The sequence below is a fragment of the Actinomadura sp. NEAU-AAG7 genome, assembly GCF_018603865.1.
GTDB classification, from domain to species: Bacteria; Actinomycetota; Actinomycetes; order Streptosporangiales; family Streptosporangiaceae; genus Spirillospora; species Spirillospora litoris.
Map to the genome: position 1 here is coordinate 141,137 of NZ_JAHFZY010000008.1, position 23,077 is coordinate 164,213.

The window sequence follows — 23,077 nt, forward strand, 5'->3', positions numbered from 1 at the left end:
CCTACCATTTCCTTTCTTTGCGCCAGGCGGCCTGCCAGAACGCGCGCGCCTGGACGGTCTGGAGGAAGACGTCGAAGATCATTTCGACGACGATGGTGGAGGCGAGTGCCATCTGGACGGCGCCGCGCCGCCGGACGCTCACCACCCGCTCGACCATGAAGATGACGGTGACGCCGGCCCAGAGGGGGTTGAGCTTCACCCCGCCGAGCCAGATCACCGAGTAGGCGAGCGAGCCCAGGTAGGCGGTGATCACGATGATGCCGATCAGGGACAGCAGTTGGCGGCCCCAGTAGGGGCGGGTGATCGGCGTCCAGCCGTAGTCGACGAGGTTCTCCAGCGCGCCCCGCTTCCAGCGGAGCCGCTGCCGGGCGAGTTCGCGCCAGGTCGGCATGACCTCGGTGGTCAGGGTGCACTCGGCGGGGCAGAGGATGCGGAAGCCGAGGTGGAGGATGGCGAGGGTGAGCTCGTTGTCCTCGGTCAGCACGCGGACGTCGTAGACGTGCGGCAGACCGGGGAGGCGGCGGTCGCGGCGGGCGGCGACCACCTCCTGGAGGGTGGTGGCGCGGAAGATCGTCGCGGTGCCGGTGAGGACGAGCGCCTTACCGTGCAGGCGCCGGACGTCACGGGCGTAGCGGGCGTACTCGTTGCGCTGGAACATGCCGACCGCGCCGCCGCCCGGCTTGCCGGTGAAGGTGCCGCCGACGGCCGCGTACCGGCCGGTGGCGAGGTAGCCGACGCCGTGCCGGATGAAGCCCGGGTCGAGCGCCGAATCGGCGTCCATCACCATGACCGCGTCGTTCGGGCCCAGGATCGGGAGGAGGCGGTCGAGGACCTGGTTCAGCGCGCCGGCCTTCTTGTGCCGGTTGGCCCGGGTGCCGACGATCTCGACACCGCAGAGCTGCGCGAACGCGGCGGTGCCGTCGGTGCAGTTGTCCGCGATCACCACGATCTGGTCCGGCGGACGTTCCTGGCGGCGGAGCGAGGCGATCGTCTCGGTGATCTGGCCGACCTCGTTGTGCGCCGGGATCAGGACCGTGACCCACATCGCGTCCGCGCGGACGGGCGGGAGGCTCCGCCTGCCGTCCCGGTGTTTGGGGGCGGCGCGCGGGCGCGGGGCGGACGTGATCACCGAGGCGAGCCGGTCGGACGTGGTCACGATGGGCGCCGCGCGGTGTCGCCCGGCGGGCGATCCGGGCCGCGCGAACCTCGGTGGGACGGCCGTGCCGCCCCCGGACACTGGACGCATGTCAGCGCGCCCGCCCGGAGCCCAGCAGGTGGCCGAAGGCGATGACGTTGTCGAGGTAGTGGCCGGCGTCGCGGTCGAAGCGTCCCCCGCAGGTGATGAGGCGGATCGCCGCGTAGCCGGGGTCGCCGTAGACGCGGTTCGTGGGGAAGCGGTCCTTGGCGAAGCGCTCGACGGAGTCGATCCCGAAGACGGCGGTGCGTCCGTCGGCGCGCAGCACGCTCGCCCGGTCGCCCGGTCGCAGGCGGCCGAGCCGGTAGAACACGGCCGGGCCGTCCGCCGTGTCCACATGCCCGATGATCACGGCGGCGCCGCGGCTGCCGGGCGCGGCGCCGAGCCGGTACCAGCCGGCCTCCTGGGCGCGGCTCGGCGGCGGCACCTCGACGGTCTGGTCCGGGTTCTTGGCGAGCTTCATCAGCGGGGTCCGGACATCGATGCGCGGCACCTCGATGCGGACGGGCGGTGAGGGCGGCAGGTCCGGCGTGGTGGCGGGCCCGATCGGACGGGACGCGTCGGGCCGCGGCATGGGCGGAGCCGATTTCGCCGGGTCGTTCCGCGCCGCCTGGAGAGCCGCTAACGCGGTCAGTACGGCGGAAAGGCCCCCCACGACGATGAGCGCACGCCTGCGCCGACCGCTATTCCTCACAGATCGCACTCCTTCGACCACCTGGAAACCAGACCCGTATCGCACCCGCCACTCGTGAGCCGCGGGAACCAAGATTTAACGGCTGCGACTGGAGGCGAGGAAAGGGGTAGGTGAATAGTAGGTGACGCAAGAGGCGTGACGTGCGCGTTCAGCGGCCATTGGATTTTCAATCCCCTGACCGCTCTTGTTAAGGGTCGACCTCAAGAAGGCTTTCCGGCCACCGCGCCTCCGGTTGGCACAGGTCAATTCGACTGCGCGGGGGCATCGACTAGCTTGAGCTACATGCGGGTGGCCGCTACAGGCCAGGGTGAGATGGGTGTCCGGAAGGGGGCTCAACAACGCGAGGAAGTTGCCGTGCCATTTCAGGCTGCGCCGCCCGATTCACCCGGAAAGCAAATGTGGAGCGGGCCAAGAAGCGCGGAACGCTTGCCTGCCGAGGGGGTCGCGGTCGGCGGTGACCTCGTGCTGCGGACCGCTCCGGCGTCGCGCGGCTAAGTGGGTGAGATGACGGTGAACGTTATCGGACCGTACTCACCTGAACGGCGCGTCCGGCTTATGCGACCGGCGTCCGTGCGTTCGACCGATGCCCACCCGGAGCCGGAACTCCTCGGCGCCGCTCGCGCCCTGCAACCGCTGAGTAATTTCCAGGTGCATACGATTCAGCACCCACCGGCCCCGGGGTCTTCGCCGGGGCCGGTGAGTCTGACTGTGGAGAATATCGTCCAACGACCGCCCGGTCATTCACGTCGGCGCCGAGCACCGGCTCGTGCTACCGGGATAAGGAGGAGGGGCGTCACCGCTCCGTGGTGCGCCGGACCTCCCGGGCCGCGTCCTTGGCCTTTTCGCCGACCTGCTTGGCGCCGCCCGCCAGGCGGTCCTTGCGGCCTTCCGCCTCCAGGTACGGGTCACCGGACTCGCGCCCCGCGTTCTCCTTGGCGCGGCCCTTGGCGCGCTGCGTCTTGTTCTTCAGCTTGTCGAACAGCCCCATGGGGTCCTCCTTCAGGTCGGCCCGCCGTCCACGGCTTCGCCCGACGGCTCAGCCGCTGCGGCGGAGGCCGCGGCGGTACCGCGCCGCTTCCTGGTGGATCTTCGCCTCGGTCGCCATGAGGGTGGCCTCGGCGCGCTCGGTGCGCATCCTCGCGTGCATTTCCCGGAAGGTCGGCACGCGGTGCCGCTCCCGCGACGCCCGCGCCCGGCCCCGCGGTCTCGTTCCCCGTCGCCAGAGACGTTCCAGCATTCCCATGCCCTACTCCCTTCCGACCTACGGGCGACCCTGTGCCCCGCCCGAGGCGTTCCATGCGCGCGAGGCGGCTGACGTGGGCTTTCGGAAGAACCGCGACCGCGCCGCCCGGTCGGGAGGCCGCCGGTGGGAGGTGCTTCGCCCCGGTAAGGCCCCTGCCGCCGAAGGTCGCGAGGACCCATGCGTTTTTTGTACTGGCCCGTGCGGTGGGGCGGTGCCCTGCCTAGCTTGGTTTCGAAGAGTTTCGAGTCGGCTACGGATCGTTAGTGGAGGGCTTCGGATGCGACCGGTCGGGGACGGGTGGGACGGGTCGGAGCACGTGCTCGCGGAACTCGACGGGCCCGGGATCGAACGGGACGCCCTGCTCCTGGCCCAGCGGTTCGACGAGGCGCTGGCGGCCGGCGCGGAGACGCGGGCCGTGGTGCTGGCCGCCACGGACTGGTGGCAGGCGGCGGGCGTCGGGATTCCGGTGTCCCTGCTCTACCGGCAGGCCGTCCGCCGGATGGCCGCGCTGACGCCGAGGGGGTTCGAGGCCGGGCTCGCGTTGGCGACCGCTGATCCGGCCCTGCTGGTCGTGGACGGCGCCGGACGCTATGAACTCGCCGACGGCGTCCTGCTCTGGGTCTCGCAGCCGCGGGAGAGCCTGGTGGACGAGGCGGGCAGGGCGGTGACCCCGATGGCGGCGGTCGCCCTGGCGACCAGGGCCCTGGCCGGGCGTCCTGGGGGCCGTGAGGCCGCACGGGCGCACCTGGCCCACGCCGTCGAGGGCGACGACCCCGACGCGGCGGCGCTGGCCCGGTGGTACCTCACCGAGATCGACCTGGACGAGGGCGGTCACGGCGCGGCGCGGATCGCGTTCGAGCGGATGGTCGAGGAGGGGCATTTCGCGATCGCGCCGCGGGCGATCCTCGCCCTGGCCGAACTGGAGAGCGACGCCGGGCGCCCGGCGGCCGAGGCCCTGCTCCGGCGGGCGATCGACTGCCGCCACCGGCTGGTGACGCATCCCGCCGCCCGCCTCCTGCGGGACCTGCGCCTCCAGGCCGAGGACGAGGCCGGGGCGATCAACGCCGGGCGGATCGCCTTCGACTGCATGGTCCCCTTCCTGGCGGCCTTCGACGGACGGGTCCTGGCGGCCCTGCTGGTCCGGTCGGGGGACGCCGCCGCGGCCGAGCGGGTGCTGCGTCAGGTCATCGATCTGGACGACCTGTTCGAGTCCGGACGCGCGGTCGCCGATCTCGCGCGGATCCTCGCCGAACGCGGTGAGTACGCCGAAGCCGAGCGGCGGATCAACGAGGCGCTCGAATGGGACTTCCTGCACCGCGCGGACCTTCAGATCACCATGGCCGGAGTGTTCCTGGCTCGGGGCGACCTCACCGCCGCGCGGGAATTACTCGACAAGGCGGAGGCGTCCGACGTGCCGCCCGGCGAGGAGGAGATGGCGCGGCTGGGTTTCATGCGAGCCCATATCGCCATCGCCCTCGAAGACGATCGGACGGCGGCGGCCATCTACACCGACCTCCTCGGCCACCTGGACCCGAGGACCCGGCGGGCCGCGCACGAGCTCGCCGTGCACGCCGCCGAACTGCTGATGCGCGGCGGCCCCTGCTCGATCCCGGGCGTCGCGCCGATGCTGCGCCATCTGATGATCGAGGCCGACACGCCCGTGCGGGAGTGGGCCGCCTACGGCGTGGGCCGGATCGCCGAGGGCGACGGCGACACGCGACTGTCCGGCCAGGCCTACCGGATCGCGGTCTGCGGCGCCGATCCCGACTACGCCGTGCGCGCCGCGCACAGGCTCGCCGAGGCCGAGCGCGCCGAACACGACCGTGGTCTGGACTCCCTGTTCTCCGTGCTTGAGGGCGAGGCCGTGGAGAACGTCCTCGGCGCCATCGTTCCGGTCGGCGTGCTGGTCATGAACAGCCGCCATCTGGACGTCCTCGACCAGCTCCGCCTGGTCCTGCGCGTTCACGACGCGTGCCTGCGCCGCATCGAGGCGGGCGACCCGCGGGCCGGTCATATCGCCTTCACCCTGGGCATGCTGCATTTCGAAGTGGTGGGCAGCCCCGCCATGGCGATCGAACCATGGGAGATCGCCGCCGAATACGACGACCCGGACATCAAGGCGGCCGCCGCCTTCAAACTCGGCATCGCCCACGCCTGTATGTCGTGTCCCATCTCGGCCGCGCAGGCGTTCCGTCGCGCGATCGCGACCGAGAACCTGGACTACGCGCCCCGGGCCGCGTACCTGCTGGGGCAGCTGGCCGAAGACCTCGACGACCTCCCCACCGCCATCGACGCATACCTCCGGGCACTGGCGACCGAGAATCCCGACATCGCCCATCGCGCGGCCTTCCAACTCGCCTGCCTGGTCCACCTGGACCAACCCGACGACGCGGAGCTCGCCCTCCAGCAGATCATCAATGACCCGGAGGCACCGCCGGAGACCACCGGCGCGGCCTACGCCCAACTCGGCCGGGTGTACGCCGAGCACGGCAACCGCAGACTCGCGCAACGGTTCTGGCGGAAGGGCAAGCGGCACACCGACAGCGCCGTCGCCAACGCCTATGCCGAAGAACGCCAGAAGATCGGCCGAGTGACCAAGGCAGCCTACTGAGTTCCCGGAGACGCCTGCCGCACTTCGCCGTCCGCGCCGACTCTACGCTCGTCCCCGTCCAGAGCGGCCGGCGCGCCAGGTGGAGCAGGGCGGCCCGGAGCGCTCCGGGCCGCCCTGCGGTCGTTCTCAGGGTTCCAGGCCGGTCACTCCCTGGCCGCTCCGGATGTCGAGCGGTACCGATGCCTGATCATGGACGATCAGCCAGGTGCCCTCGACCCTCTGGAAGCAGAAGGTGGCCCTGACCCATATGCCGCTCGTCGCCGTCCCGTCCTCCAGCGTGCCGCCGAGCCGGCCGAAGCAGTGGCCGAACGCCACCTCGTCGCCTGCGGTGACGGTCAGGTCGCGGACCTCGTAGGTCACATCGCGGAAGACGGTGAACACCCTCTCCCAGTTGCTCATCTTCGCCGCGACGCCCACATGCCGCAGGGGCGGCTCGACGTCGAAGGACACCACGTCCGCCGCGTAGAGCCGCTCCAGGCCGTCAAGGTCCTTGGCCCGGACCCCCGTGACGATCTCGTCGATCCGCCGCCTGATCTCGGTTTCGTGCACCTCGTGTCGCGCAGGCATCGCCACCCCGTCCCTTCGGTCATCCGTCCTCAGCCCTTCGACAAGACACCGCGTCGGAATGTGAGGTCGGACGCCGGGGACGGGCGCCGGTCAGTCCTTGTCGCGGGCGTCGTTGACTTCGACCACCTGTACCGGTGCGCGAACCTGTACGAGATGATCGAGCACCGCAAGGCCGAGAAGATCGTCGATCAGCTCACCGAGGTGATGCCGGGACGGCCCGGCTTCCTGCGGCACCGCGACGCGGTCGACAACGTCCGCGAGCCCTACGACAAGGACGCGGCGGCGCCGATCTCCAAGCTGCACGCGCTGACCATCATGTCGGCCGAGCAGCAGACGATGAACTTCTACTTCAACGTCGGCCCGATGTACATGGAGCCGATCGCCCGGCAGCTCTACCAGGAGATCGGCCTGGTGGAGGAGGAGCACGTCACGCACTACGAGTCGCTGGTCGACCCGGGCGAGACCTGGTGGGAGCGCCTGGTCACCCACGAGTACAACGAGTGCTACCTGTACCACTCGTTCATGGAGACCGAGACCGACCCGCGGGTCAAGAACATCTGGGAGCTCCACCTCAACATGGAGCTGGAGCACCTGCGGATCGCCTGCGACCTGATGCGCCGCCACGACGGCCGCGACCCCGAGTCGGTCCTGGCGCCCGAGCTGCCGAAGCCGGTCACGTTCGAGCCGAACAAGCAGCTCGTCCGCGACCTGCTGGGCACGCAGATCGACTGGACCACCCTCGGCACCGGCTACGTCCAGGAGGCGCACCGCCGGTTCGAGGAGTACCAGGACAAGATCAACGCCGAGCGGCCGCCGCAGGAGCGCGTCATCGACGAGCACCGCGACAAGTTCGGCGAGGAGTACCGCCTCGCCACCGACGGCCCGCACCCCGTCGCCCGCCTGCGCGACGCGTCGGAGGCGTAGCCCCCGCGGGCCGCCCGGCACGTCGGGACCAGGGACTTCGGCCGCCGAGCGGGGTGGATTCCGTCCGATCGCGGGTATCGGCGGCCGGACAGCCACGAGCGGAAAGGTGCGGCACGATGCCGATGATGACGAGCGGACGCCAGGTAAGGACGGGTGAGCTCCCGGAGACGATCAGGCGGTCGGACGCCAAGGCGCAGCGGACCTTCGCCAAGGCGCACGACTCGGCGGTCGAGGAGTACGGGGAGGGGCAGCGGGCCCATCGCGTCGCCTACGCGGCCCTCAAGCACACCCACGAGAAGATCGGCGACCACTGGGAGCCGAAGGCCGGCGGTGCCCGGGGGCCCTCCGACAGGCAGGCCGAGGGGGGCCGGAGCACGCGGCGCAGGACCGCGGGCGGGGTGGACGCCAACGCCTCGAAGGAGCACCTCTACAACGTCGCCAAGCGGCTGCACGTCCCCGGCCGGTCGAGGATGTCCAAGCGCGAGCTGGTCAAGGCGATCGGGAAGGCCAACGACCGCGGTTCCGCCAGAGCGAGATCCTGACGGAGGGGCGGGCGAGCACGAGCGCGGGCCGCGTCGGCGCGGCCCGCGCGGCCGTCGCGGCGGTGCGCGCGACACCGGGAGGGGGTGCCGCAGCCGCGCGGTCAGCAGCCGGTTCCGGGCCTGCCGCCTGGGCGCGGCCCGCCCTCGACGGACGGTGGTGGACGACCGGCTCCGGCACGTAGGCGTGGCCCCACTTGTGGGCGGCGAGGTCGAGCGCGAGGCGCTCCTTCTCGCCGACGAGGACCCGGGCGGCGAGCAGCGCCGACCGGGGACGGGCGTTGAGGATCCGCGCGGATCATGCGGCCTACCTGGCGCTATTTAATCCTCTTGTTGGTTTAGTCCCCTGCTTCTCGGCTATGTCCGAAATCACCTATAGGGGATTTGCAGGTCCAGTGAGACCGCCCGGAGGCCGGTGCCCGCGACGAGGGCAGCGCCCCGCCGCCGAACGCTGAGCCGAGATGGGGCTCTCATGCGCGTGCTCGGAATCAATGCGATCTTCCACGACCCGGCCGCCGCCCTCGTGATCGACGGGGCCGTCGTCGCGGCGGCGGAGGAGGAGCGCTTCAGCCGCCGCAAGCACGGGAAGCGGCCGGTGCCCTTCGCGGGCTGGGAGCTTCCGGAGAAGGCGGCGCGGTGGTGTCTGGAGGAGGCCGGGCTGGAGCCCGGCGACCTCGACGCCGTCGCCTACTCCTACGACCCGTCCCTGGTCGAGACCGGGCTCGACGGCCACGACGCGCAGTGGGAGGGGTTGCGGACGCTGTACGCGCGCCGCGCGCCGAACTTCCTGGCGACGGCACTGCCGGGACTCGACCCGGGCATCGTCCGGTTCGTCCCGCACCATGTCGCGCACGCCGCGTCGGCGGGGCTCGCGGCGCCCGCGCCCGGGGACGGCGACGTCCTGGTCCTGGACGGCAGGGGCGAGTCCCATTCGCAACTGGCCGGGACGTACGAGGGCGGCGTCCTGACGACGCTGCATGCGCAGCGCCTTCCCCACTCCCTGGGGCTGATGTACGAGGATCTCACCGAACATTTGGGCTTTTTGCGCTCCAGTGACGAGTACAAGGTCATGGCGCTCGCCTCTTATGGGGAACCGCGTTTTCTGGACGAGTTGCGCGAGCACGTCACCGCCACCGGAGACGGCGGATTCACCGTCGCCCCGATCGACTGGGGCTCGCTGACCAAGGCCCGCGCGCCGGACGGCGAATGGACCCGCGACCACGCCGACCTCGCCGCCGGCGTCCAGGCGCGGCTCGAAGAGGTGCTGCTCGACCTCGCGGCCTGGCTGCACGGCCGCACCGGCTCCCGGCGGCTGATGCTCGCCGGGGGCGTGGCCCTGAACTGCGTCGCGAACTCCCGGCTGGCCGAGGCGGGGCCCTACGCCGACATCTGGGCGCAGCCCGCGGCGGGCGACGCCGGGACGGCGCTGGGCGCCGCGCTGCACGTGGCCCGGGACGGCGGCGACGCCCCGGCGGCCATGCCGGGCGCGGACCTCGGCCGCCGGTGGGACGACCACGAGATCGCCGCGCGGCTCGACACCGCCAGGATCCCCTACGAGCGGCCGCGCGACCTGGCCGCGGCGGTCGCCGACGCGCTCGCGCGCGACGAGATCGTGGCATGGTTCCAGGGCCGGTCGGAGTTCGGCCCCCGCGCTCTGGGGCACAGATCGCTGCTCGCCCATCCCGGACACGCCGGCAACATCGAGCGGCTCAACGACGTGAAGGGGCGCGAGCAGTTCCGTCCCATCGCGCCGATGGTCGCCCTCGACCACGCCGCCGAGGTCTTCGACGGCCCGCTGCCGAGCCCGTACATGCTGTTCGTGCACCGCGTGAGGCCGGGGTGGCGGGAGCGGATCCCCGCCGTCGTGCACGTGGACGGCACCGCCCGCGTGCAGACGGTCGCCGCCGCGGACGAGCCGCTCGTGGCCCGGCTGCTGGCGGAGTTCCGCGAGCGCACGGGGCTGCCCGTCCTGGTCAACACCAGCCTGAACACCGCCGGGCGTCCGATGGCGGACGACCCGCGCGACGCGCTGGAGTGCTTCGGCTCCGCGCCCGTCGACCTGCTCGCCATCGGGCCGTACGTGGTGCGCCGCCGGGAGGTGCACGCCCGATGAGCTGCACCGTGGTGATCCCCACGATCGGCAGGGCGAGCCTGCGCGTCACCCTGGACGCGCTGCTCACGGCGCTGGAGCACGGGCCGGGACCGGCGCCGCACGAGATCATCGTGGTGGACGACCGCCCCGGGCCGGGCGCGCCGCTGCCGCTGCCGCCGTCGGCCGGGCACGGGGTCCGGGTGATCCGCTCCGGGGGCCGGGGGCCCGCCGCCGCGCGCAACGCCGGCTGGCGCGCGGCCACGACCGAGTGGGTCGCCTTCCTGGACGACGACGTGGTACCCGAGCCGGCGTGGCCCGCCAGGCTGGCCGCCGACCTCGCCGGGCTGCCGCCGCGGGTCGCCGGGTCGCAGGGGCGGCTGACCGTCCCGCTGCCGGAGGACCGGCGGCCGACGGACTGGGAGCGCTGCACCGCCGCGCTCGCGGGCGCCGAGTGGATCACCGCCGACATGGCCTACCGGCGCGGCGTGCTCGCCGCGCTCGGCGGCTTCGACGAGCGGTTCCGCCGCGCCTACCGCGAGGACGCCGACCTCGCGCTCCGCGTGCTGGACGCCGGGCACGGCCTCGTCGCGGGCGACCGGCGGCTGCGGCACCCGGTGCGCCCGGCGGGGTTCTGGGCGTCGGTGCGGGCGCAGGCCGGGAACGCCGACGACGTGCTCATGCGGCGCGTGCACGGGCCGGGCTGGCGCGAGCGGGCGGGCGAGGGCCGGGGGCTGCTCCGCCGCCACGCCGCGACCACGGCGGCCGGGCTGCTCGCGCTGGCCGCCGCGCCCGCGGCGCTGCGCGGGGGACGCGGCGGACGCGGCGGACGCGGCGGACGCGGCGCGGCCCTCTTCCTCCTCGCCGCCGGAGGCACCTGGACGGCGCTGACCGCGCGGTTCGCCTACGAGCGCATCCGGCCGGGCCCCCGGACGCCCGGGGAGACGGCGAAGATGCTGGTCACCAGCGCCGCCATCCCGCCCGCGGCGATCCGGCACCGGGTGCGGGGGCTGGCCGTCCACCGGCGGGCCCGGGCCCGGGGCGGGCCGCGCGTGGTGCTGTTCGACCGCGACGACACGCTGATCAGGGACGTCCCCTACAACGGCGACCCGGCGCGCGTCGAGCCCATGCCGGGCGCCCGGCGCGCCCTCGACCGGCTCCGGCGGCACGGCGTGCGGATCGGCGTCGTGTCCAACCAGTCGGGGATCGCCAAGGGCCGCGTCACCGCCGGGGACGTGCGGCGCGTCAACGCCCGCGTCGAGGAGCTCCTCGGCCGCTTCGACGTGTGGGAGCTCTGCCCGCACGACGGCGCCGACGCGTGCGGGTGCCGCAAGCCGCGCCCGGGGATGATCGAGCGGGCCGCCGAGCGGCTCGGGGCGCTGCCGTCCGACTGCGCCGTCATCGGCGACATCGGCGGCGACGTCGAGGCCGCCGCGGCGGCGGGGGCGCGCGGCATCCTCGTCCCCACCGGGCGGACCCGGCCGGCGGAGATCGCGCGGGCGGCGGAGACGGCGCCGACGCTGGAGGCCGCCGTCGACCTGCTCCTCGGCGGGCGGCCCGCCGTCGTCGGAAGGCGGCGCCGGTGAGGGTCCTTCTCGCACGCCAGGACAACGTCGGCGACGTGCTGCTCGCGGGGCCCGCCGTGCGCGCGGTGGCCGCCCGCGCCGACGAGGTCGTGCTGCTGTGCGGGCCGCGCGGACGCGCCGCCGCCGACCTGCTGCCGGGCGTCGACCGCGTCGTCGAGTGGTGCGCCCCGTGGATCGACCCCGACCACGTCGCCGTGGACCCGGTCGACATCGGCCGGGTCACCCGCGAGCTGCGCGGGTTCGACCGGGCGCTGATCCTGACCTCGTTCCACCAGTCGCCGCTGCCGCTGGCGCTGCTGCTGCGGCTCGCCGGGACGCCCTGGATCGGCGGCATCAGCGAGGACTACCCGGGGTCGCTGCTCGACCTGCGGCACCGGCCCGACACCGACGTCCCCGAGCCGCTGCGGATGCTCGCGCTCGCCGCCGACGCCGGGTTCCCGGCCCCGGCCGACACCCGGCTGCGGGTCCGCGAGCCGCTGCCGCGCACCGACCACCTCACCGGCGGCCCCGGATACGTCGTGGTGCACCCCGGGACGTCGGTCCCGGCGCGCGCCTGGCCGCCCGAGAACTGCGCCGAGGCGGTGCGGCTGCTGGCCGCGGCCGGGAACCGGGTGGTCGTCACCGGCCACGGCGACGAGAAGGAGCTGACCGCGCTCGTCGCCGGGGAGGACGGCCTCGACCTCGGCGGCCGCACCACGCTGCCGGAGCTGGCGGCGGTGCTGGCGGGCGCGCGCGCCGCCGTGGCGGGCAACACCGGGCCCGCGCACCTCGCGGCGGCCGTGGGCACCCCGGTCGTGTCGCTGTTCGCGCCGACCGTCCCGGCGGCGCGCTGGGCGCCGTTCGGCGTCCCGGTGGCGCTGCTCGGCGACCAGGCGGCGGCGTGCCGGGACAGCCGCGCCCGCGCGTGCCCCGTGGAGGGCCACCCGTGCCTCGCGGGCGTGGAGGCGGGCGAGGTCGCGGCTGCCGTCGAGTCCGTCGCCGGGGAGGTGGACGCGCGGTGAGGGTGCTGATGTGGCATGTCCACGGGTCGTGGGCGACGTCGTTCGTCCACGGGCCGCACACCACGCTCGTCCCCGCCGTCCCCGGCCGGGGACCGGACGGCCGGGGGCGCCCCGACACCTTCCACTGGCCGGACCGCGCGATCGAGGTGACGCCGGAGCGGCTCCGCGCCGAGGACGTCGACGTCGTCGTCCTCCAGCGGCCGCGCGAGCTGCGGCTGGCCGAGGAATGGCTCGGGCGCCGCCCCGGACGCGACGTCCCCGCCGTCTACGTCGAGCACGACACGCCCCGCCGGACCCCGTCCGACGTGGGCCCGCCCGAGGAAGTCGTGCCCGACAGCCGGCACTTCCTGCACGACCGCTCCGACATCACGGTCGTCCACGTCACCCATTTCAACCAGGTGTTCTGGAACTGCGGCCGGGCCCCGACCCGCGTCATCGAGCACGGGATCGCCGACCCCGGCCACCGCTACACCGGCGACATGCCGCGCGGCGGCGTGGTCATCAACGACCCGCTGCGGCGGGGGCGCGTCTGCGGCACCGACCTGCTCGCGGGGCTGGCCGCCGCGCTGCCGCTCGACCTGTTCGGCATGAACGTCACCGGCGCGCCCGGACGGCTCGGCATCGCGCCGGAGTCGCTCTGGACGTTCGAGGACCTGCCGCAGGCGCGGATGCACGAGGAGCTCGCCCGCCGCCGCGTCTACGTCCACCCCTACCGGTGGACCTCGCTCGGCCTCGCGCTGATCGAGGCCATGATGCTCGGCCTGCCGGTGGTGGCGCTCGCCACCACCGAGGCGGTCGAGGCGGTACCGCCCGAGGCCGGGGTGCTGTCCACCCGCGTCGCCGCGCTGGCGGAGGCGGCGCGGGCCCTGGCCGCCGACCCGCCGCGCGCCCGCCAGATGGGCAAGGAGGCGCGGGCGCACGCCGTCGACCGGTACGGCCTGCCGCGCTTCCTGCGCGACTGGCGGCGCACTCTCCAGGAGGCAACGCGATGAGGATAGCCATGATCTCCGAGCACGCCAGCCCGCTGGCCGCCCGCCCCGAGCCGGCGGCGCGGGGGCTCGGCGGGGCGGACGGCGGCGGGCAGAACGTGTTCGTCGCGGAGCTGGCCGGAGAGCTGGGCCGCCAGGGCCACCAGGTCACCGTCTACACGCGGCGGGACGCGCCGGACCAGCCCCGCCGCGTCCCGTTCGGGCCCGGCGTGACCGTGGAGCACGTCCCGGCCGGCCCGGCCGAACCCGTCCCCAAGGACGGCCTGCTGCCCTGGATGCACGACTTCGGGACGTGCCTGGAGCGGCGCTGGGCGGCGGATCCGCCCGACATCGCGCACGCCCACTTCTGGATGAGCGGGCTCGCCGCGCTCCAGGCGGCGCGGGCGTCCGGGGCGCGGCGCGTGCCGGTGGTGCAGACCTTCCACGCGCTCGGCACCGTCAAGCGCCGCCACCAGGGCGGCGCGGACTCCAGCCCCGCCGCGCGCCCGCGGCTGGAGCGCATGCTCGGCCGCGCCGCCGACGCCGTGATCGCCACCTGCTCCGACGAGGTCGCCGAGCTGGCCGCCATGGGCGTCCCGCGCGAGCACGTCCGGGTGGTGCCGTGCGGGGTCGACCTGGACCTGCTCACGCCAGGCGGCCGCGTCGGCGGCGGGCGCGACCGGCACCGGCTGGTGGTGCTGTCGCGGCTCGTCGAGCGCAAGGGCGTCGACACCGCGATCCGCGCCCTGGCGTCCCTTCCCGGCGCCGCGCTGACGGTCGCGGGCGGGCCGCCGCGCGGCGGCCTGGACGCCGACCCCGAGGTGGCCAGGCTGCGGGGCGTCGCGCGCGAGGCGGGCGTCGCCGACCGGGTGGAGTTCCTCGGCCGGCTCGGCCGCGCGGAGGTGCCGCCACTGCTGCGCTCGGCGAGCGTCGTCGTCACGCTGCCCTGGTACGAGCCGTTCGGCATGGTGCCGCTGGAGGCCATGGCTTGCGGCGTCCCGGTCGTGGCGACCGCCGTCGGCGGGCACCTCGACACGGTCGTGGACGGCGGCACCGGCCTGCTCGTCCGGCCCCGCGACCCGGCGGAGGCGGCCGGGGCGATCCGGACGCTGCTGGACGAGCCGGTGCGGCGCGCCGCGCTGGGGTTCGCGGGCCGCGACCGGGCCCGCGAACGCTACTCCTGGACGCGCGTCGCCGCCGGCACCCTCGCCGCCTACGAGCACGCCGCCGCGCTGAGCGGGGTGGCGGCATGACGACGACGCGCACGAACACGCCGGGGGCGGGCGCGAGGGGCGAGGCGTCCGCCGGGCACGACCGGCGGCTGGAGGCGCTCGCCGAGGCCGCGCTGCGGTTCCGCGAGCAGATCCCCACGATCGAGGGCTGGGGCCACCGGCTGGCCGGGGTGCTGCGCTCCGGCGGACGGCTGCTGGCCTGCGGCAACGGCGGCAGCGCCGCCGAGGCCCAGCATCTGACCGCCGAACTCGTCGGCCGCTTCGAGGCCGGCCGGCCGCCGCTGTCGGCGATCGCGCTGCACGCCGACACCTCCTCGGTCACCGCCATCGCCAACGACTACGGCCCGGTCACGGTGTTCGAGCGGCAGGTGCAGGCGCACGGCCGCCCCGGGGACGTGCTGATCTGCCTGTCCACCAGCGGGCGCAGCCCCAACGTGATCGCGGCGGCGCACCGGGCGCGGCGGCTCGGGATGTCCGCCTGGGCGATCACCGGGCCGGGGCCGAACCCCCTTGCGCGGGCGTGCGACGGCGCGGTCACCGTCCGGGCGGGCGCGACCTCGACCGTCCAGGAGATCCACCTCGCCGCGATCCACGTGCTGTGCGGGGTGGTCGACGAGGCGCTCGGGGCGGCGCCGTGACCGCCCCGCTCGTCGTGGTCGGCGACGTCCTGCTCGACATCGACATCGTCGGCGGCAGCAGCAGGCTCTGCCCGGACGCGCCCGTGCCCGTCGTCGAGCAGGCCGAGGAGCGCGCCCGTCCCGGCGGCGCGGGCCTCGCCGCGCTGCTGGCGGCGGCCGCCGGGCGCGAGGTCGTGCTCGTCACCGCGCTCGCCGACGACGAACCCGGCCGCCGGTTGCGGGCGATGCTGGAGGAGCACGTGGAGGTCGCGGCGTTCCACCTGCACGGCGGGACGCCCCGCAAGATGCGCATCCGGTCGGGCGGCCAGTCGATCGCGCGCCTGGACACCGGGGAGGGCCGCGCGCTGGACGGGCCCGTCGGCCCGCGCGTGGCCGACGCGGTCTCCGGGGCCGGGGCCGTGCTGGTCTCCGACTACGGGCGCGGCGTCCCGCGGCACCGCGCCGTCCGGTCGCTGCTGGAGGCGCTGCCCCCGCGGGTGCCCGTCGTGTGGGACCCGCATCCGCGCGGCGAGGCGCCGGTGCCGGGCGTCCGGCTGCTCACCCCGAACTCCGAGGAGGCCGCGCGGCTCGCCGCCGCCGACGGCGCCGACATCACCGGGGCCGGGCTGTCGGCGGTCGGCCGCCGCGGCCGGCACCTCGGCCGCGCCTGGGGCGTCGAGGGCGTCGCGGTCACGCTCGGCTCCGAGGGCGCGCTGCTGTGCGACGGGTCGAGGACGCCGTTCCTCGCGCCCGCCCGCCCGGCGCGCGGCGACGCGTGCGGCGCGGGCGACAGCTTCGCCGCCGGGGCCGTCGGCGCGCTCGCCGACGGGGCCTCGCTCGCCGCGGCGGTCACCGAGGGCGTCCACCGCGCGTCGGAGTTCGTCCGGGCCGGGGCCGCGACCGCCGTCGCCGCGCGGCTCGCCGACCACGGCACCCCCCGGCTCGTCCCCGAGCGGGGCGAGGACGCGTGGGACGTCGTCGAGCGCACCCGGCGGGCGGGCGGCACCGTCGTCGCGACCGGCGGCTGCTTCGACCTGCTGCACGCGGGCCACGTCAGCATGCTGCACCAGGCGCGGCGGCTCGGCGACTGCCTGGTCGTCTGCGTCAACTCCGACGCCTCCGTCCGGCGGCGCAAGGGGCCGTCCCGGCCGGTGACGCCCGCCGCCGACCGCGTCCGCGTGCTGGAGGCGCTCAGCGACGTCGACGCGGCGGTCGTGTTCGAGGACGACACCCCCGCGCCGCTGCTGGAGCGGCTGCGCCCCGACGTCTGGGTCAAGGGCGCCGACTACGCCGGGACCACGCTGCCCGAGGCCGGGACGGTCCGGGCCCACGGCGGCGAGGTGGTCCTGCTGCCCCTGCTGGAAGGGCGCTCCACCACGCGCCTGCTGTCGACCACGAAGGGAGACGCGCCATGAAGGTCCTCATCACCGGGGGCGCCTCGGGGCTCGGCGCCGCCGTCGCACGCGCGGTCGCGGGCGGCGGGGGGCGGCCGCTCGTCCTCGACCTGCATCCCCCCAAGGACGACATCGAGCACGCGCAGGCCGACCTCGCCGACCGCGCCGCCACCGAACGCGCCGTGCACGGCCTCGCGCAGGACGCGGGCGGCCTGGACGCCGTCGTCACCGCGGCGGGCATCGACGCGTGCGGGACGCTCGGCGACGTCCCCGCCGAGGACTGGGAGCGGGTGGTCAGGGTGAACCTGCTCGGCACGGTCGCCGCCGTCCGCTCCGCGCTCCCCTACCTGGAGCACGGGCCGGGCGGGCGGGTCGTCACCGTCGCCTCCACGCTGGGGCTGAAGGCGCTGAGCGACGCGACCGCCTACTGCGCGTCCAAGTTCGGCGTCGTCGGGTTCACCCGGGCGCTGGCCGCGGAGCTGTCCGGGCGGATCGGCGTCACGATGGTCGTGCCCGGCGGCATGGACACCGCGTTCTTCGACGACCGCACCGACCAGTACAAGCCGGGCCCGGACGCCAAGCTCAACCGTCCCGAGGACGTGGCCGCGACGGTCCTGTTCGCGCTCTCCCAGCCCGCCGGATGCGAGGTGCGGGAGATGGTCGTCTGCCCGTCCGAAGAGCCGTCGTGGCCGTGACCGCCCGCGGTGACCACATGGTCGTCCTGCGGGCGCTGGGCCTCGGCGACCTGCTGACCGCCGTGCCCGCGCTGCGGGCGCTGCGGCGGGGTGCGCCGGGGACGCGGATCACGCTCGCCGCGCCGCCCGTCCTCGCCCCGATCGCCCGCGCGACCGGCGCGGTCGACGGCGTCCTCCCGCTCGACGGCCTGGACGGCCCGGACGGCCCGGACGCCGCGCCGCCGCCCGCCGGGCCGGTGGACACCGCCGTCAACCTGCACGGGCGGGGCCCGGAGAGCCACCGGCTCCTCGCCGGGCTCGGGCCGGGCCGCCTGCTGGCGTTCGCCCGCGCCGACGCCCCGCACACCGGCGGGCCCGGCTGGGATCCGGACGAGCACGAGGTGGACCGCTGGTGCCGCCTCGTCACCGCCTACGGGTTCGACGCCGACCGCGCGGACCTGCTCCTGCCCGCGCCGGAGGCGGCGTCGCCCGCGCCGGGCGCGGTCGTGGTCCATCCGGGCGCCGCGTTCCCGGCGCGCCGCTGGCCCGCCGAGCGGTTCGCGGCCGTCGCGGCGGCGCTGGCGGACGGCGGCGCCCGGGTCGTCGTCACCGGCGGCCCGGACGAGACGTCCCTCGCCCGCCGCGTCGTCCGGCTCGCCGGGCTGCCCGAGGCCGCCGACCTCTCCGGCCGCACCCCGCTGCCGGAGCTGGCGGCGCTCGTCGCGGGCGCCCGCCTGGTGGTCTGCGGCGACACCGGCGTCGCGCACCTCGCGACCGCCCACCGCACACCGTCGGTGCTGCTGTTCGGCCCGGCGCCGCCGAGCCGGTGGGGGCCGCCGCCCGACCGGGCCGAGCACCGCGTCCTGTGGGCGGGGCGCACCGGCGACCCGCGCGGGCGCGAGCCCTGCCCCGGCCTGCTGGAGATATCCGCCGCCGAGGCCGTCGAGGCCGCCGAGAAGGCCCTGGCCCACCACGAGCCGTGAGAGGGACACCATGAGACATCCACGCGCCGTCGTCACCGGGGGATCGGGATTCCTCGGCTCGCACCTGTGCGAGGCGCTGCTCGCCCAGGGCATCTCCGTGGTGTGCCTGGACAACCTGCTGACCGGCACGTCCCGCAACGTCGCGCACCTGGCCGCGCGGCGGGACTTCCGCTTCCTCAGGCACGACCTCACCGAGCCCGTGCACGTCCCCGGCAGGGTCGGCTACGTCCTGCACCTGGCCTCGGCCGCCTCCCCCGCCGACTACCTCCGCTACCCGATCCAGACCCTGGAGGTCGGCAGCCGCGGCACCCGCAACGCCCTGGACCTCGCCGAGGCCAAGGGCGCCCGGTTCGTCCTCGCCTCCACCTCCGAGGTGTACGGGGACCCGCTGGTGCACCCGCAGCCCGAGACCTACTGGGGCAACGTGAACCCGGTCGGGCCGCGCAGCGTGTACGACGAGGCGAAGCGGTTCGGCGAGGCGCTGACGTCGGCGTTCCGGCACTCCCGGGGCCTGGACGCCGCGATCGTCCGGATCTTCAACACCTACGGGCCGCGGATGCGCCCCGACGACGGCCGCGCCATCCCCACGTTCCTGCGGCAGGCCCTCACCGGCGAGGACCTCACCGTCACCGGGGACGGCTCGCAGACCCGCTCGATCTGCCACGTGGACGACACCGTCCGCGGCATCGTCGCGCTCGCGACCTCGGGCCACCCGGGGCCGGTCAACATCGGCAGCCCGTACGAGATCTCCATGGCCGACCTCGCGCGGCTGGTCATCGACCTGACCGGGTCGCGCTCGCGCGTCCGCTTCGTGGACCGCCCCGAGGACGACCCGCGCGTCCGGCGGCCCGACACGGCGCTGGCCGAGGCCGAGTTCGGCTGGCGCCCCCGCATCCAGGTCAAGGACGGCCTGCGCGGCACCATCGAGTGGTTCGCGCGGGAACTGCTGATCGCCCGTCCCGCCTGAGGGCACCGGGCCGGCGCGCCGGCCCGGTGCGGGCGGTCAGGCCGGTGGTCGGCCGTGGTGCCCGGCGGGCATCAGCTCGCGGACGTCGGGCGGGAGGGCGCCGCGCACCTTCGCGGTGATCGACCCCTGGGTGGCGTCGCCGACCACGCCGAGGACGCTCCGCGCGAGGAACGCGGCGCGCGCCTCGCTGGTGCCCGCCCGCATCGCCACGCGCTCGACGAAGTCGTGCTTGCCGAACCGCTCCCCGGTCCCCAGGCCGCCGTAGACCTCGGTGCGGCGCAGATGCTCGCCGATCTCGTGCGGCAACTGCGCCGCCAAGTGGTCGGCGAGGCCCTCGGGGACCCGCTCCCCCAGCGTCTCCAGCGTCGCGCGGGACGCCCGTTCGGCGTCGCCCCACCCCGGGAGGCGCGCGCGGTCCTGGACCTGTCCGATGAACTCCTCGTGCCGCATGTCAGACGCTCCTTCCTGGCTAAACGCAGGGCTGCCCGGGATATCGGGCCGCTAACCCGGGCCGGGGTCAGGGGGCCATGGACGCGAACATCCCCGGCTCGTAGGAGCCCCCGGGGTTGCGGACGATCACGCCCAGCCGGTTGGCGGCGTTGATCATGGCCACCAGCGAGACCAGGGCGACGGTCTGGTCGTCGTCGTAGTGCTCGCGCACCTCGGCCCAGGTGCCGTCGGACACGCCGAGGTGGGCGTCCGCGAGGCGGGTGCCCTCCTCGGCCAGGGCGAGCGCGGCGCGCTCGGCGGCGGTGAAGACCGTGGACTCGCGCCAGGCGGCCACGAGGTTCAGCCGGACGGCGGTCTCGCCCGCGGCCGCCGCGTCCTTGGAGTGGTAGTCGACGCAGAAGCCGCAGCCGTTGATCTGGCTGGCGCGGAGCATCACGAGGTCCTGGACGGTCCGGGGCAGCGGCGACTGCTGGATGGCCAGGCTCACGTTGTAGATCCGCTTGGAGATCTTCGCGCCGAGTTCGTTGGCGAGCAGGTTGATCCGGGGTTCCATGGTTCTCGTCCTCACTGGTCGTGTGCGCCGGACGCGGCGTCCGGCATGCACAGGAGATGCCGGCGGCCCCCCGCCTGTGACGGCCGAGGGATGTGACCTGCGCCACCGGCTGCGGGTGTCACACAGCGGCGGGGACCGGCGTCTTGTGCGTGTTGTGCGGGCGACGGGATAGGAGCCGGATATGGACGGGCGAGCAGAGGGCGGGCCGGGCGAGGGCCGGATGGACTCCGCCACCGAGGGGTTCGTCGCCCATCGCAACCTGCTGTTCACCGTCGCCTACGAGCTGCTCGGATCGGCGGCCGACGCCGAGGACGTGCTTCAGGAGACCTGGCTGCGGTGGATGAACGTCGACCACGGTGCCGTCCGCGACCAGCGCGCCTACCTGGTCCGGATCACGACGCGGCAGGCGCTGACGCGGTTGCGGACGCTCGTCCGGCGCAAGGAGTCCTATGTCGGGCCGTGGCTGCCCGAGCCGCTGCTGACGGCGCCCGACGTGGCGGAGGACGTCGCGCTGGCCGACAGCGTCTCGATGGCGATGCTGCTGGTGCTGGAGACGCTCGCGCCGACCGAGCGGGCGGTGTTCGTGCTGCGCGAGGTGTTCGCGCTGGACTACGCGGAGATCGCCGAGGCCGTCGGGAAGAACCAGGCGGCGGTGCGGCAGATCGCACACCGGGCGCGGGCGCACGTCTCCGCGCGCAGGCCGCGCGAGGTGGTCTCGGCGGACCAGACGCGGGAGGCGCTGGCGGCGTTCCGGCGGGCGGTCGAGACCGGCGACCTGGGGCGGCTGCTGGACGTCCTCGCGCCCGACGTCGTCCTGCTGACCGATGGCGGCGGGGTCGTGCGGGCGGCGCTCGCGCCCATCGTCGGGGCGGAGACGGTGGGCGGCGTGCTGGGCGGGATCGCGGGCACGGCGATGGAGCCCGCGCAGGTCAACGGCTATCCGGCGTTGATCCTGCGGGTGGAGGGCGAGATCGACACGGTCATCGCGGTGCGGATCGAGGGGGGACGGATCTCCGGCCTGTACGCCGTCCGCAATCCGGAGAAGCTGTCATATCTGGAGCGGGAGACGGCGCTCAGCCGCGCCGACGGGGACTAGTCGGAGCATTCCAGGGCCGTCCGCACGAACCTCGCGATCGACGGCGACCGGCTGCCCGCGCGCCAGAGGGCGAGGGTCTCGTAGGGCGCCGCGTCGGGCACCGGGCGGTAGGCCACGTCCGGGCGGACGTTCCGCTCGGCCAGCGAGGACGGCACCAGCGCGACCGCCTCGCCCAGCGCGACCACCTCCAGCAGTTGCGCGCTGTCGTGCACGACGGGGCCGCTCAGCGGCCGGTCCGGGTCGCCGAGCCGGTAGCCGATGTCGACGCCCGCGGCCCATCGGGGGGCCGGTTCCGCCGCCAGGTCGGCGGTGCTGAGGACGTCGCGGGAGGCCAGCCGGTGGTGCGGGGTGAGCGCGGCGACGCGCGGCTCGCTCGCCAGCGGCTCGACGTCGAGGCCGCGGCCGTCGAAGCAGGCGGCGATCGCCACGTCCGCGCGCCCGTCGCGGACCATGGCGGCCTGCTCGCCGAACCCGCTGACGACGACGTGGAGTTCGGGCGCCTCCGGCTCCGCGCGAAACCTTTCGCGGACCCGGCGCAGCAGCGCCGTGGCCACCCCCGGTTTCGCGGTCACCACCAGGCCGCGCTCGGGGAGGGCGGCGCGCCGCGTCCGGCGGACGGCGAGGGCCAGGGCGTCCAGGACCGAGCGCGCCTCCTTCGCGAGGACCTCGCCGGCCGGGGTCAGCGCCAGCCGGTTCCCGGCGCGGTCGAACAGGGCGACGCCGAGGCGGCGCTCCAACTGGCGCATGGCCCGCGACAGCGGCGGCTGGGCGATGCCGAGCCGCCGGGCCGCGCGGGTGAGGTTCAACTCCTCGGCGACGGCGCTGAAGTAGCGCAGCTCGCGCAGGTCCGGCTCCGGCATACCGCCAGGGTAGGGCGCCGCACCCGACGGGTCTTTCCCTTCCGGAGGGCGGGGCCGCTGAGATGGACGGCATGAGCGACAACGACGTGGCGCTGGTCACCGGCGGCAACAAGGGCATCGGCAGGGAGATCGTCCGGGGCCTCGCGGAGCGGGGCCTCACCGTGTACCTGGGCGCCCGCGACCCGGAGCGCGGGCGGCGGGCCGTCGCGGAGATGCGGGCGGGCGATGTCCGGTTCGTCCAACTGGACGTGACCGACCCACGCTCCGTCGAGGCGGCCGCCGCGACCGTCGGCGCCGAGACCGGACGGCTGGACGCCCTCGTCAACAACGCCGGGATCACGACCGAGTGGGACGTCGGGCCCGCCGAGTCCGACGCCGCGCGGCTCCGCGACACCTACGAGGTCAACGTCTTCGGCGTCGTCACGGTGACGTCCGCCTTCCTGCCGCTGCTCCGCCGCTCCGGGGCGGCGCGGATCGTCAACGTCTCCAGCGGGCTCGGCTCGCTCACGATGCTGAGCGACCCCGCGAGCCCGGTCGCGGGCCGGGCGGCGCTCGGGTACTCCTCGTCCAAGGCGGCGCTCAACGCGCTGACGCTGGTCTACGCCGCCGCCCTGCGCGCCGACGGGATCAAGGTCAACGCGGTCAGCCCCGGCATGGTGCCGACGGACCAGAACGCCGCCGCTCCCTTCCCGCGCGGCGACCGCACGACGGCCGAGGGCGCCGCCGTCCCGATCCTGCTGGCCACGCTCCCCGAAGACGGCCCCACCGGCACCTTCCGAGGCCCGGACACCCTGACCGAGACCATCCCCTGGTAACCCCGTCCCTCAGGCGCGG

Annotated in this window: 22 protein-coding genes; 15 read left to right on the forward strand and 7 right to left on the reverse strand. The window is 74.9% G+C overall.

Features of this window, described 5'->3' with window-relative positions; genetic code table 11:
* Position 1: 1 nt before the first annotated feature.
* The 3 genes from KLI87_RS32920 to KLI87_RS32930 form a co-directional block, all read right to left on the reverse strand.
* Complete coding sequence (locus KLI87_RS32920; RefSeq protein WP_214620174.1) at positions 2-1,156, reverse strand: glycosyltransferase family 2 protein; 1,155 nt, start codon at positions 1,154-1,156, stop codon at positions 2-4.
* 91 nt (positions 1,157-1,247) lie between these two features.
* A complete protein-coding gene (locus KLI87_RS32925; protein ID WP_214620175.1) occupies positions 1,248-1,769 on the reverse strand; it encodes a class F sortase in 522 nt (173 codons plus the stop codon).
* A 913-nt stretch (positions 1,770-2,682) separates the two neighbouring features.
* Positions 2,683-2,877 (reverse strand): CsbD family protein, encoded by a 195-nt coding sequence (locus KLI87_RS32930; RefSeq protein ID WP_156220031.1) that lies wholly within the window; start codon positions 2,875-2,877, stop codon positions 2,683-2,685.
* A gap of 532 nt (positions 2,878-3,409) precedes the next feature.
* Between KLI87_RS32930 and KLI87_RS32940 the strand changes: the two genes are divergently transcribed.
* Positions 3,410-5,743, forward strand: a complete 2,334-nt coding sequence (locus KLI87_RS32940) for a tetratricopeptide repeat protein (RefSeq protein ID WP_214620176.1) — start codon at positions 3,410-3,412, stop codon at positions 5,741-5,743.
* 126 nt (positions 5,744-5,869) lie between these two features.
* Here the strand turns inward: KLI87_RS32940 and KLI87_RS32945 are convergent, their stop codons facing one another.
* On the reverse strand, positions 5,870-6,310 hold the full coding sequence (locus KLI87_RS32945) for a nuclear transport factor 2 family protein (RefSeq protein WP_214620177.1): 441 nt from the start codon (positions 6,308-6,310) through the stop codon (positions 5,870-5,872).
* Positions 6,311-6,370: 60 nt separating this feature from the next.
* Here KLI87_RS32945 and KLI87_RS32950 point away from each other — a divergent pair, with 60 nt between their 5' ends.
* From KLI87_RS32950 to KLI87_RS33005, 12 genes are all read left to right on the forward strand, one after another.
* Positions 6,371-7,234, forward strand: coding sequence for a hypothetical protein (locus KLI87_RS32950; protein ID WP_250904499.1), 864 nt, complete (start codon positions 6,371-6,373; stop codon positions 7,232-7,234).
* Positions 7,235-7,350: 116 nt separating this feature from the next.
* A complete protein-coding gene (locus KLI87_RS32955; protein WP_156220028.1) occupies positions 7,351-7,776 on the forward strand; it encodes a ChaB family protein in 426 nt (141 codons plus the stop codon).
* A 469-nt stretch (positions 7,777-8,245) separates the two neighbouring features.
* The gene (locus KLI87_RS32960; RefSeq protein WP_214620178.1) at positions 8,246-9,886 is read left to right on the forward strand and encodes a carbamoyltransferase C-terminal domain-containing protein; all 1,641 of its coding nucleotides are present in this window, start codon (positions 8,246-8,248) and stop codon (positions 9,884-9,886) included.
* Complete coding sequence (locus KLI87_RS32965) at positions 9,883-11,448, forward strand: HAD-IIIA family hydrolase (RefSeq protein WP_214620179.1); 1,566 nt, start codon at positions 9,883-9,885, stop codon at positions 11,446-11,448. The genes KLI87_RS32960 and KLI87_RS32965 overlap by 4 nt, the downstream gene beginning before the upstream one ends.
* Positions 11,445-12,449: a glycosyltransferase family 9 protein gene (locus KLI87_RS32970; protein ID WP_214620180.1), complete on the forward strand. Its 1,005-nt coding sequence runs from the start codon at positions 11,445-11,447 to the stop codon at positions 12,447-12,449. The genes KLI87_RS32965 and KLI87_RS32970 overlap by 4 nt, the downstream gene beginning before the upstream one ends.
* Positions 12,446-13,441: a glycosyltransferase gene (locus KLI87_RS32975; RefSeq protein ID WP_308166372.1), complete on the forward strand. Its 996-nt coding sequence runs from the start codon at positions 12,446-12,448 to the stop codon at positions 13,439-13,441. The genes KLI87_RS32970 and KLI87_RS32975 overlap by 4 nt, the downstream gene beginning before the upstream one ends.
* The gene (locus KLI87_RS32980; RefSeq protein WP_214620181.1) at positions 13,438-14,670 is read left to right on the forward strand and encodes a glycosyltransferase; all 1,233 of its coding nucleotides are present in this window, start codon (positions 13,438-13,440) and stop codon (positions 14,668-14,670) included. The genes KLI87_RS32975 and KLI87_RS32980 overlap by 4 nt, the downstream gene beginning before the upstream one ends.
* Positions 14,667-15,287 (forward strand): SIS domain-containing protein, encoded by a 621-nt coding sequence (locus tag KLI87_RS32985; protein WP_214620182.1) that lies wholly within the window; start codon positions 14,667-14,669, stop codon positions 15,285-15,287. Before KLI87_RS32980 ends, KLI87_RS32985 begins: the two co-directional genes overlap by 4 nt.
* Complete coding sequence (gene rfaE2 / locus KLI87_RS32990) at positions 15,284-16,681, forward strand: D-glycero-beta-D-manno-heptose 1-phosphate adenylyltransferase (RefSeq protein WP_214620183.1); 1,398 nt, start codon at positions 15,284-15,286, stop codon at positions 16,679-16,681. Before KLI87_RS32985 ends, rfaE2 begins: the two co-directional genes overlap by 4 nt.
* Positions 16,678-17,355, forward strand: a complete 678-nt coding sequence (locus tag KLI87_RS32995) for an SDR family oxidoreductase (protein WP_156220022.1) — start codon at positions 16,678-16,680, stop codon at positions 17,353-17,355. Before rfaE2 ends, KLI87_RS32995 begins: the two co-directional genes overlap by 4 nt.
* Complete coding sequence (locus KLI87_RS33000; protein WP_308166374.1) at positions 17,346-18,317, forward strand: glycosyltransferase family 9 protein; 972 nt, start codon at positions 17,346-17,348, stop codon at positions 18,315-18,317. The genes KLI87_RS32995 and KLI87_RS33000 overlap by 10 nt, the downstream gene beginning before the upstream one ends.
* Before the next feature lie 10 nt (positions 18,318-18,327).
* Positions 18,328-19,284 carry an NAD-dependent epimerase/dehydratase family protein gene (locus KLI87_RS33005; RefSeq protein ID WP_214620184.1) on the forward strand — a complete coding sequence of 319 codons (957 nt, stop codon included), beginning with the start codon at positions 18,328-18,330 and terminating at the stop codon, positions 19,282-19,284.
* A 36-nt stretch (positions 19,285-19,320) separates the two neighbouring features.
* Here the strand turns inward: KLI87_RS33005 and KLI87_RS33010 are convergent, their stop codons facing one another.
* Positions 19,321-19,734, reverse strand: coding sequence for a DUF2267 domain-containing protein (locus tag KLI87_RS33010; RefSeq protein ID WP_156220019.1), 414 nt, complete (start codon positions 19,732-19,734; stop codon positions 19,321-19,323).
* A 67-nt stretch (positions 19,735-19,801) separates the two neighbouring features.
* Positions 19,802-20,287 carry a carboxymuconolactone decarboxylase family protein gene (locus KLI87_RS33015; protein ID WP_156220018.1) on the reverse strand — a complete coding sequence of 162 codons (486 nt, stop codon included), beginning with the start codon at positions 20,285-20,287 and terminating at the stop codon, positions 19,802-19,804.
* Between the two features lie 181 nt (positions 20,288-20,468).
* Here KLI87_RS33015 and KLI87_RS33020 point away from each other — a divergent pair, with 181 nt between their 5' ends.
* Positions 20,469-21,383 carry an RNA polymerase sigma-70 factor gene (locus KLI87_RS33020; RefSeq protein WP_156220017.1) on the forward strand — a complete coding sequence of 305 codons (915 nt, stop codon included), beginning with the start codon at positions 20,469-20,471 and terminating at the stop codon, positions 21,381-21,383.
* Here KLI87_RS33020 and KLI87_RS33025 read toward each other — a convergent pair.
* Complete coding sequence (locus KLI87_RS33025; RefSeq protein ID WP_214620185.1) at positions 21,380-22,243, reverse strand: LysR family transcriptional regulator; 864 nt, start codon at positions 22,241-22,243, stop codon at positions 21,380-21,382. The two genes, KLI87_RS33020 and KLI87_RS33025, sit on opposite strands and share 4 nt — an antisense overlap.
* Positions 22,244-22,314: 71 nt before the next feature.
* On the opposite strand from KLI87_RS33025, the gene KLI87_RS33030 reads away from it, so the two are divergent.
* Entirely contained in the window at positions 22,315-23,058 is a 744-nt protein-coding gene (locus tag KLI87_RS33030; protein WP_214620186.1) for an SDR family oxidoreductase, read from the forward strand.
* Positions 23,059-23,077: the final 19 nt, after the last annotated feature.

What these genes read in the sequence shown, in the direction of transcription:
- KLI87_RS32940 (WP_214620176.1), top strand. Translation starts at nt 3,410, where the DNA reads ATGCGACCGGTCGGGGACGGGTGGGACGGGTCGGAGCACGTGCTCGCG.
- KLI87_RS33025 (WP_214620185.1), bottom strand. Translation starts at nt 22,243, where the DNA reads ATGCCGGAGCCGGACCTGCGCGAGCTGCGCTACTTCAGCGCCGTCGCC.
- KLI87_RS32925 (WP_214620175.1), bottom strand. Translation starts at nt 1,769, where the DNA reads ATGCCGCGGCCCGACGCGTCCCGTCCGATCGGGCCCGCCACCACGCCG.
- KLI87_RS32980 (WP_214620181.1), top strand. Translation starts at nt 13,438, where the DNA reads ATGAGGATAGCCATGATCTCCGAGCACGCCAGCCCGCTGGCCGCCCGC.
- KLI87_RS33010 (WP_156220019.1), bottom strand. Translation starts at nt 19,734, where the DNA reads ATGCGGCACGAGGAGTTCATCGGACAGGTCCAGGACCGCGCGCGCCTC.
- KLI87_RS32960 (WP_214620178.1), top strand. Translation starts at nt 8,246, where the DNA reads ATGCGCGTGCTCGGAATCAATGCGATCTTCCACGACCCGGCCGCCGCC.
- KLI87_RS32930 (WP_156220031.1), bottom strand. Translation starts at nt 2,877, where the DNA reads ATGGGGCTGTTCGACAAGCTGAAGAACAAGACGCAGCGCGCCAAGGGC.
- KLI87_RS33020 (WP_156220017.1), top strand. Translation starts at nt 20,469, where the DNA reads ATGGACGGGCGAGCAGAGGGCGGGCCGGGCGAGGGCCGGATGGACTCC.
- KLI87_RS32955 (WP_156220028.1), top strand. Translation starts at nt 7,351, where the DNA reads ATGCCGATGATGACGAGCGGACGCCAGGTAAGGACGGGTGAGCTCCCG.
- KLI87_RS33015 (WP_156220018.1), bottom strand. Translation starts at nt 20,287, where the DNA reads ATGGAACCCCGGATCAACCTGCTCGCCAACGAACTCGGCGCGAAGATC.
- KLI87_RS32945 (WP_214620177.1), bottom strand. Translation starts at nt 6,310, where the DNA reads ATGCCTGCGCGACACGAGGTGCACGAAACCGAGATCAGGCGGCGGATC.
- KLI87_RS32985 (WP_214620182.1), top strand. Translation starts at nt 14,667, where the DNA reads ATGACGACGACGCGCACGAACACGCCGGGGGCGGGCGCGAGGGGCGAG.
- KLI87_RS32965 (WP_214620179.1), top strand. Translation starts at nt 9,883, where the DNA reads ATGAGCTGCACCGTGGTGATCCCCACGATCGGCAGGGCGAGCCTGCGC.
- KLI87_RS33005 (WP_214620184.1), top strand. Translation starts at nt 18,328, where the DNA reads ATGAGACATCCACGCGCCGTCGTCACCGGGGGATCGGGATTCCTCGGC.
- KLI87_RS33030 (WP_214620186.1), top strand. Translation starts at nt 22,315, where the DNA reads ATGAGCGACAACGACGTGGCGCTGGTCACCGGCGGCAACAAGGGCATC.
- KLI87_RS32995 (WP_156220022.1), top strand. Translation starts at nt 16,678, where the DNA reads ATGAAGGTCCTCATCACCGGGGGCGCCTCGGGGCTCGGCGCCGCCGTC.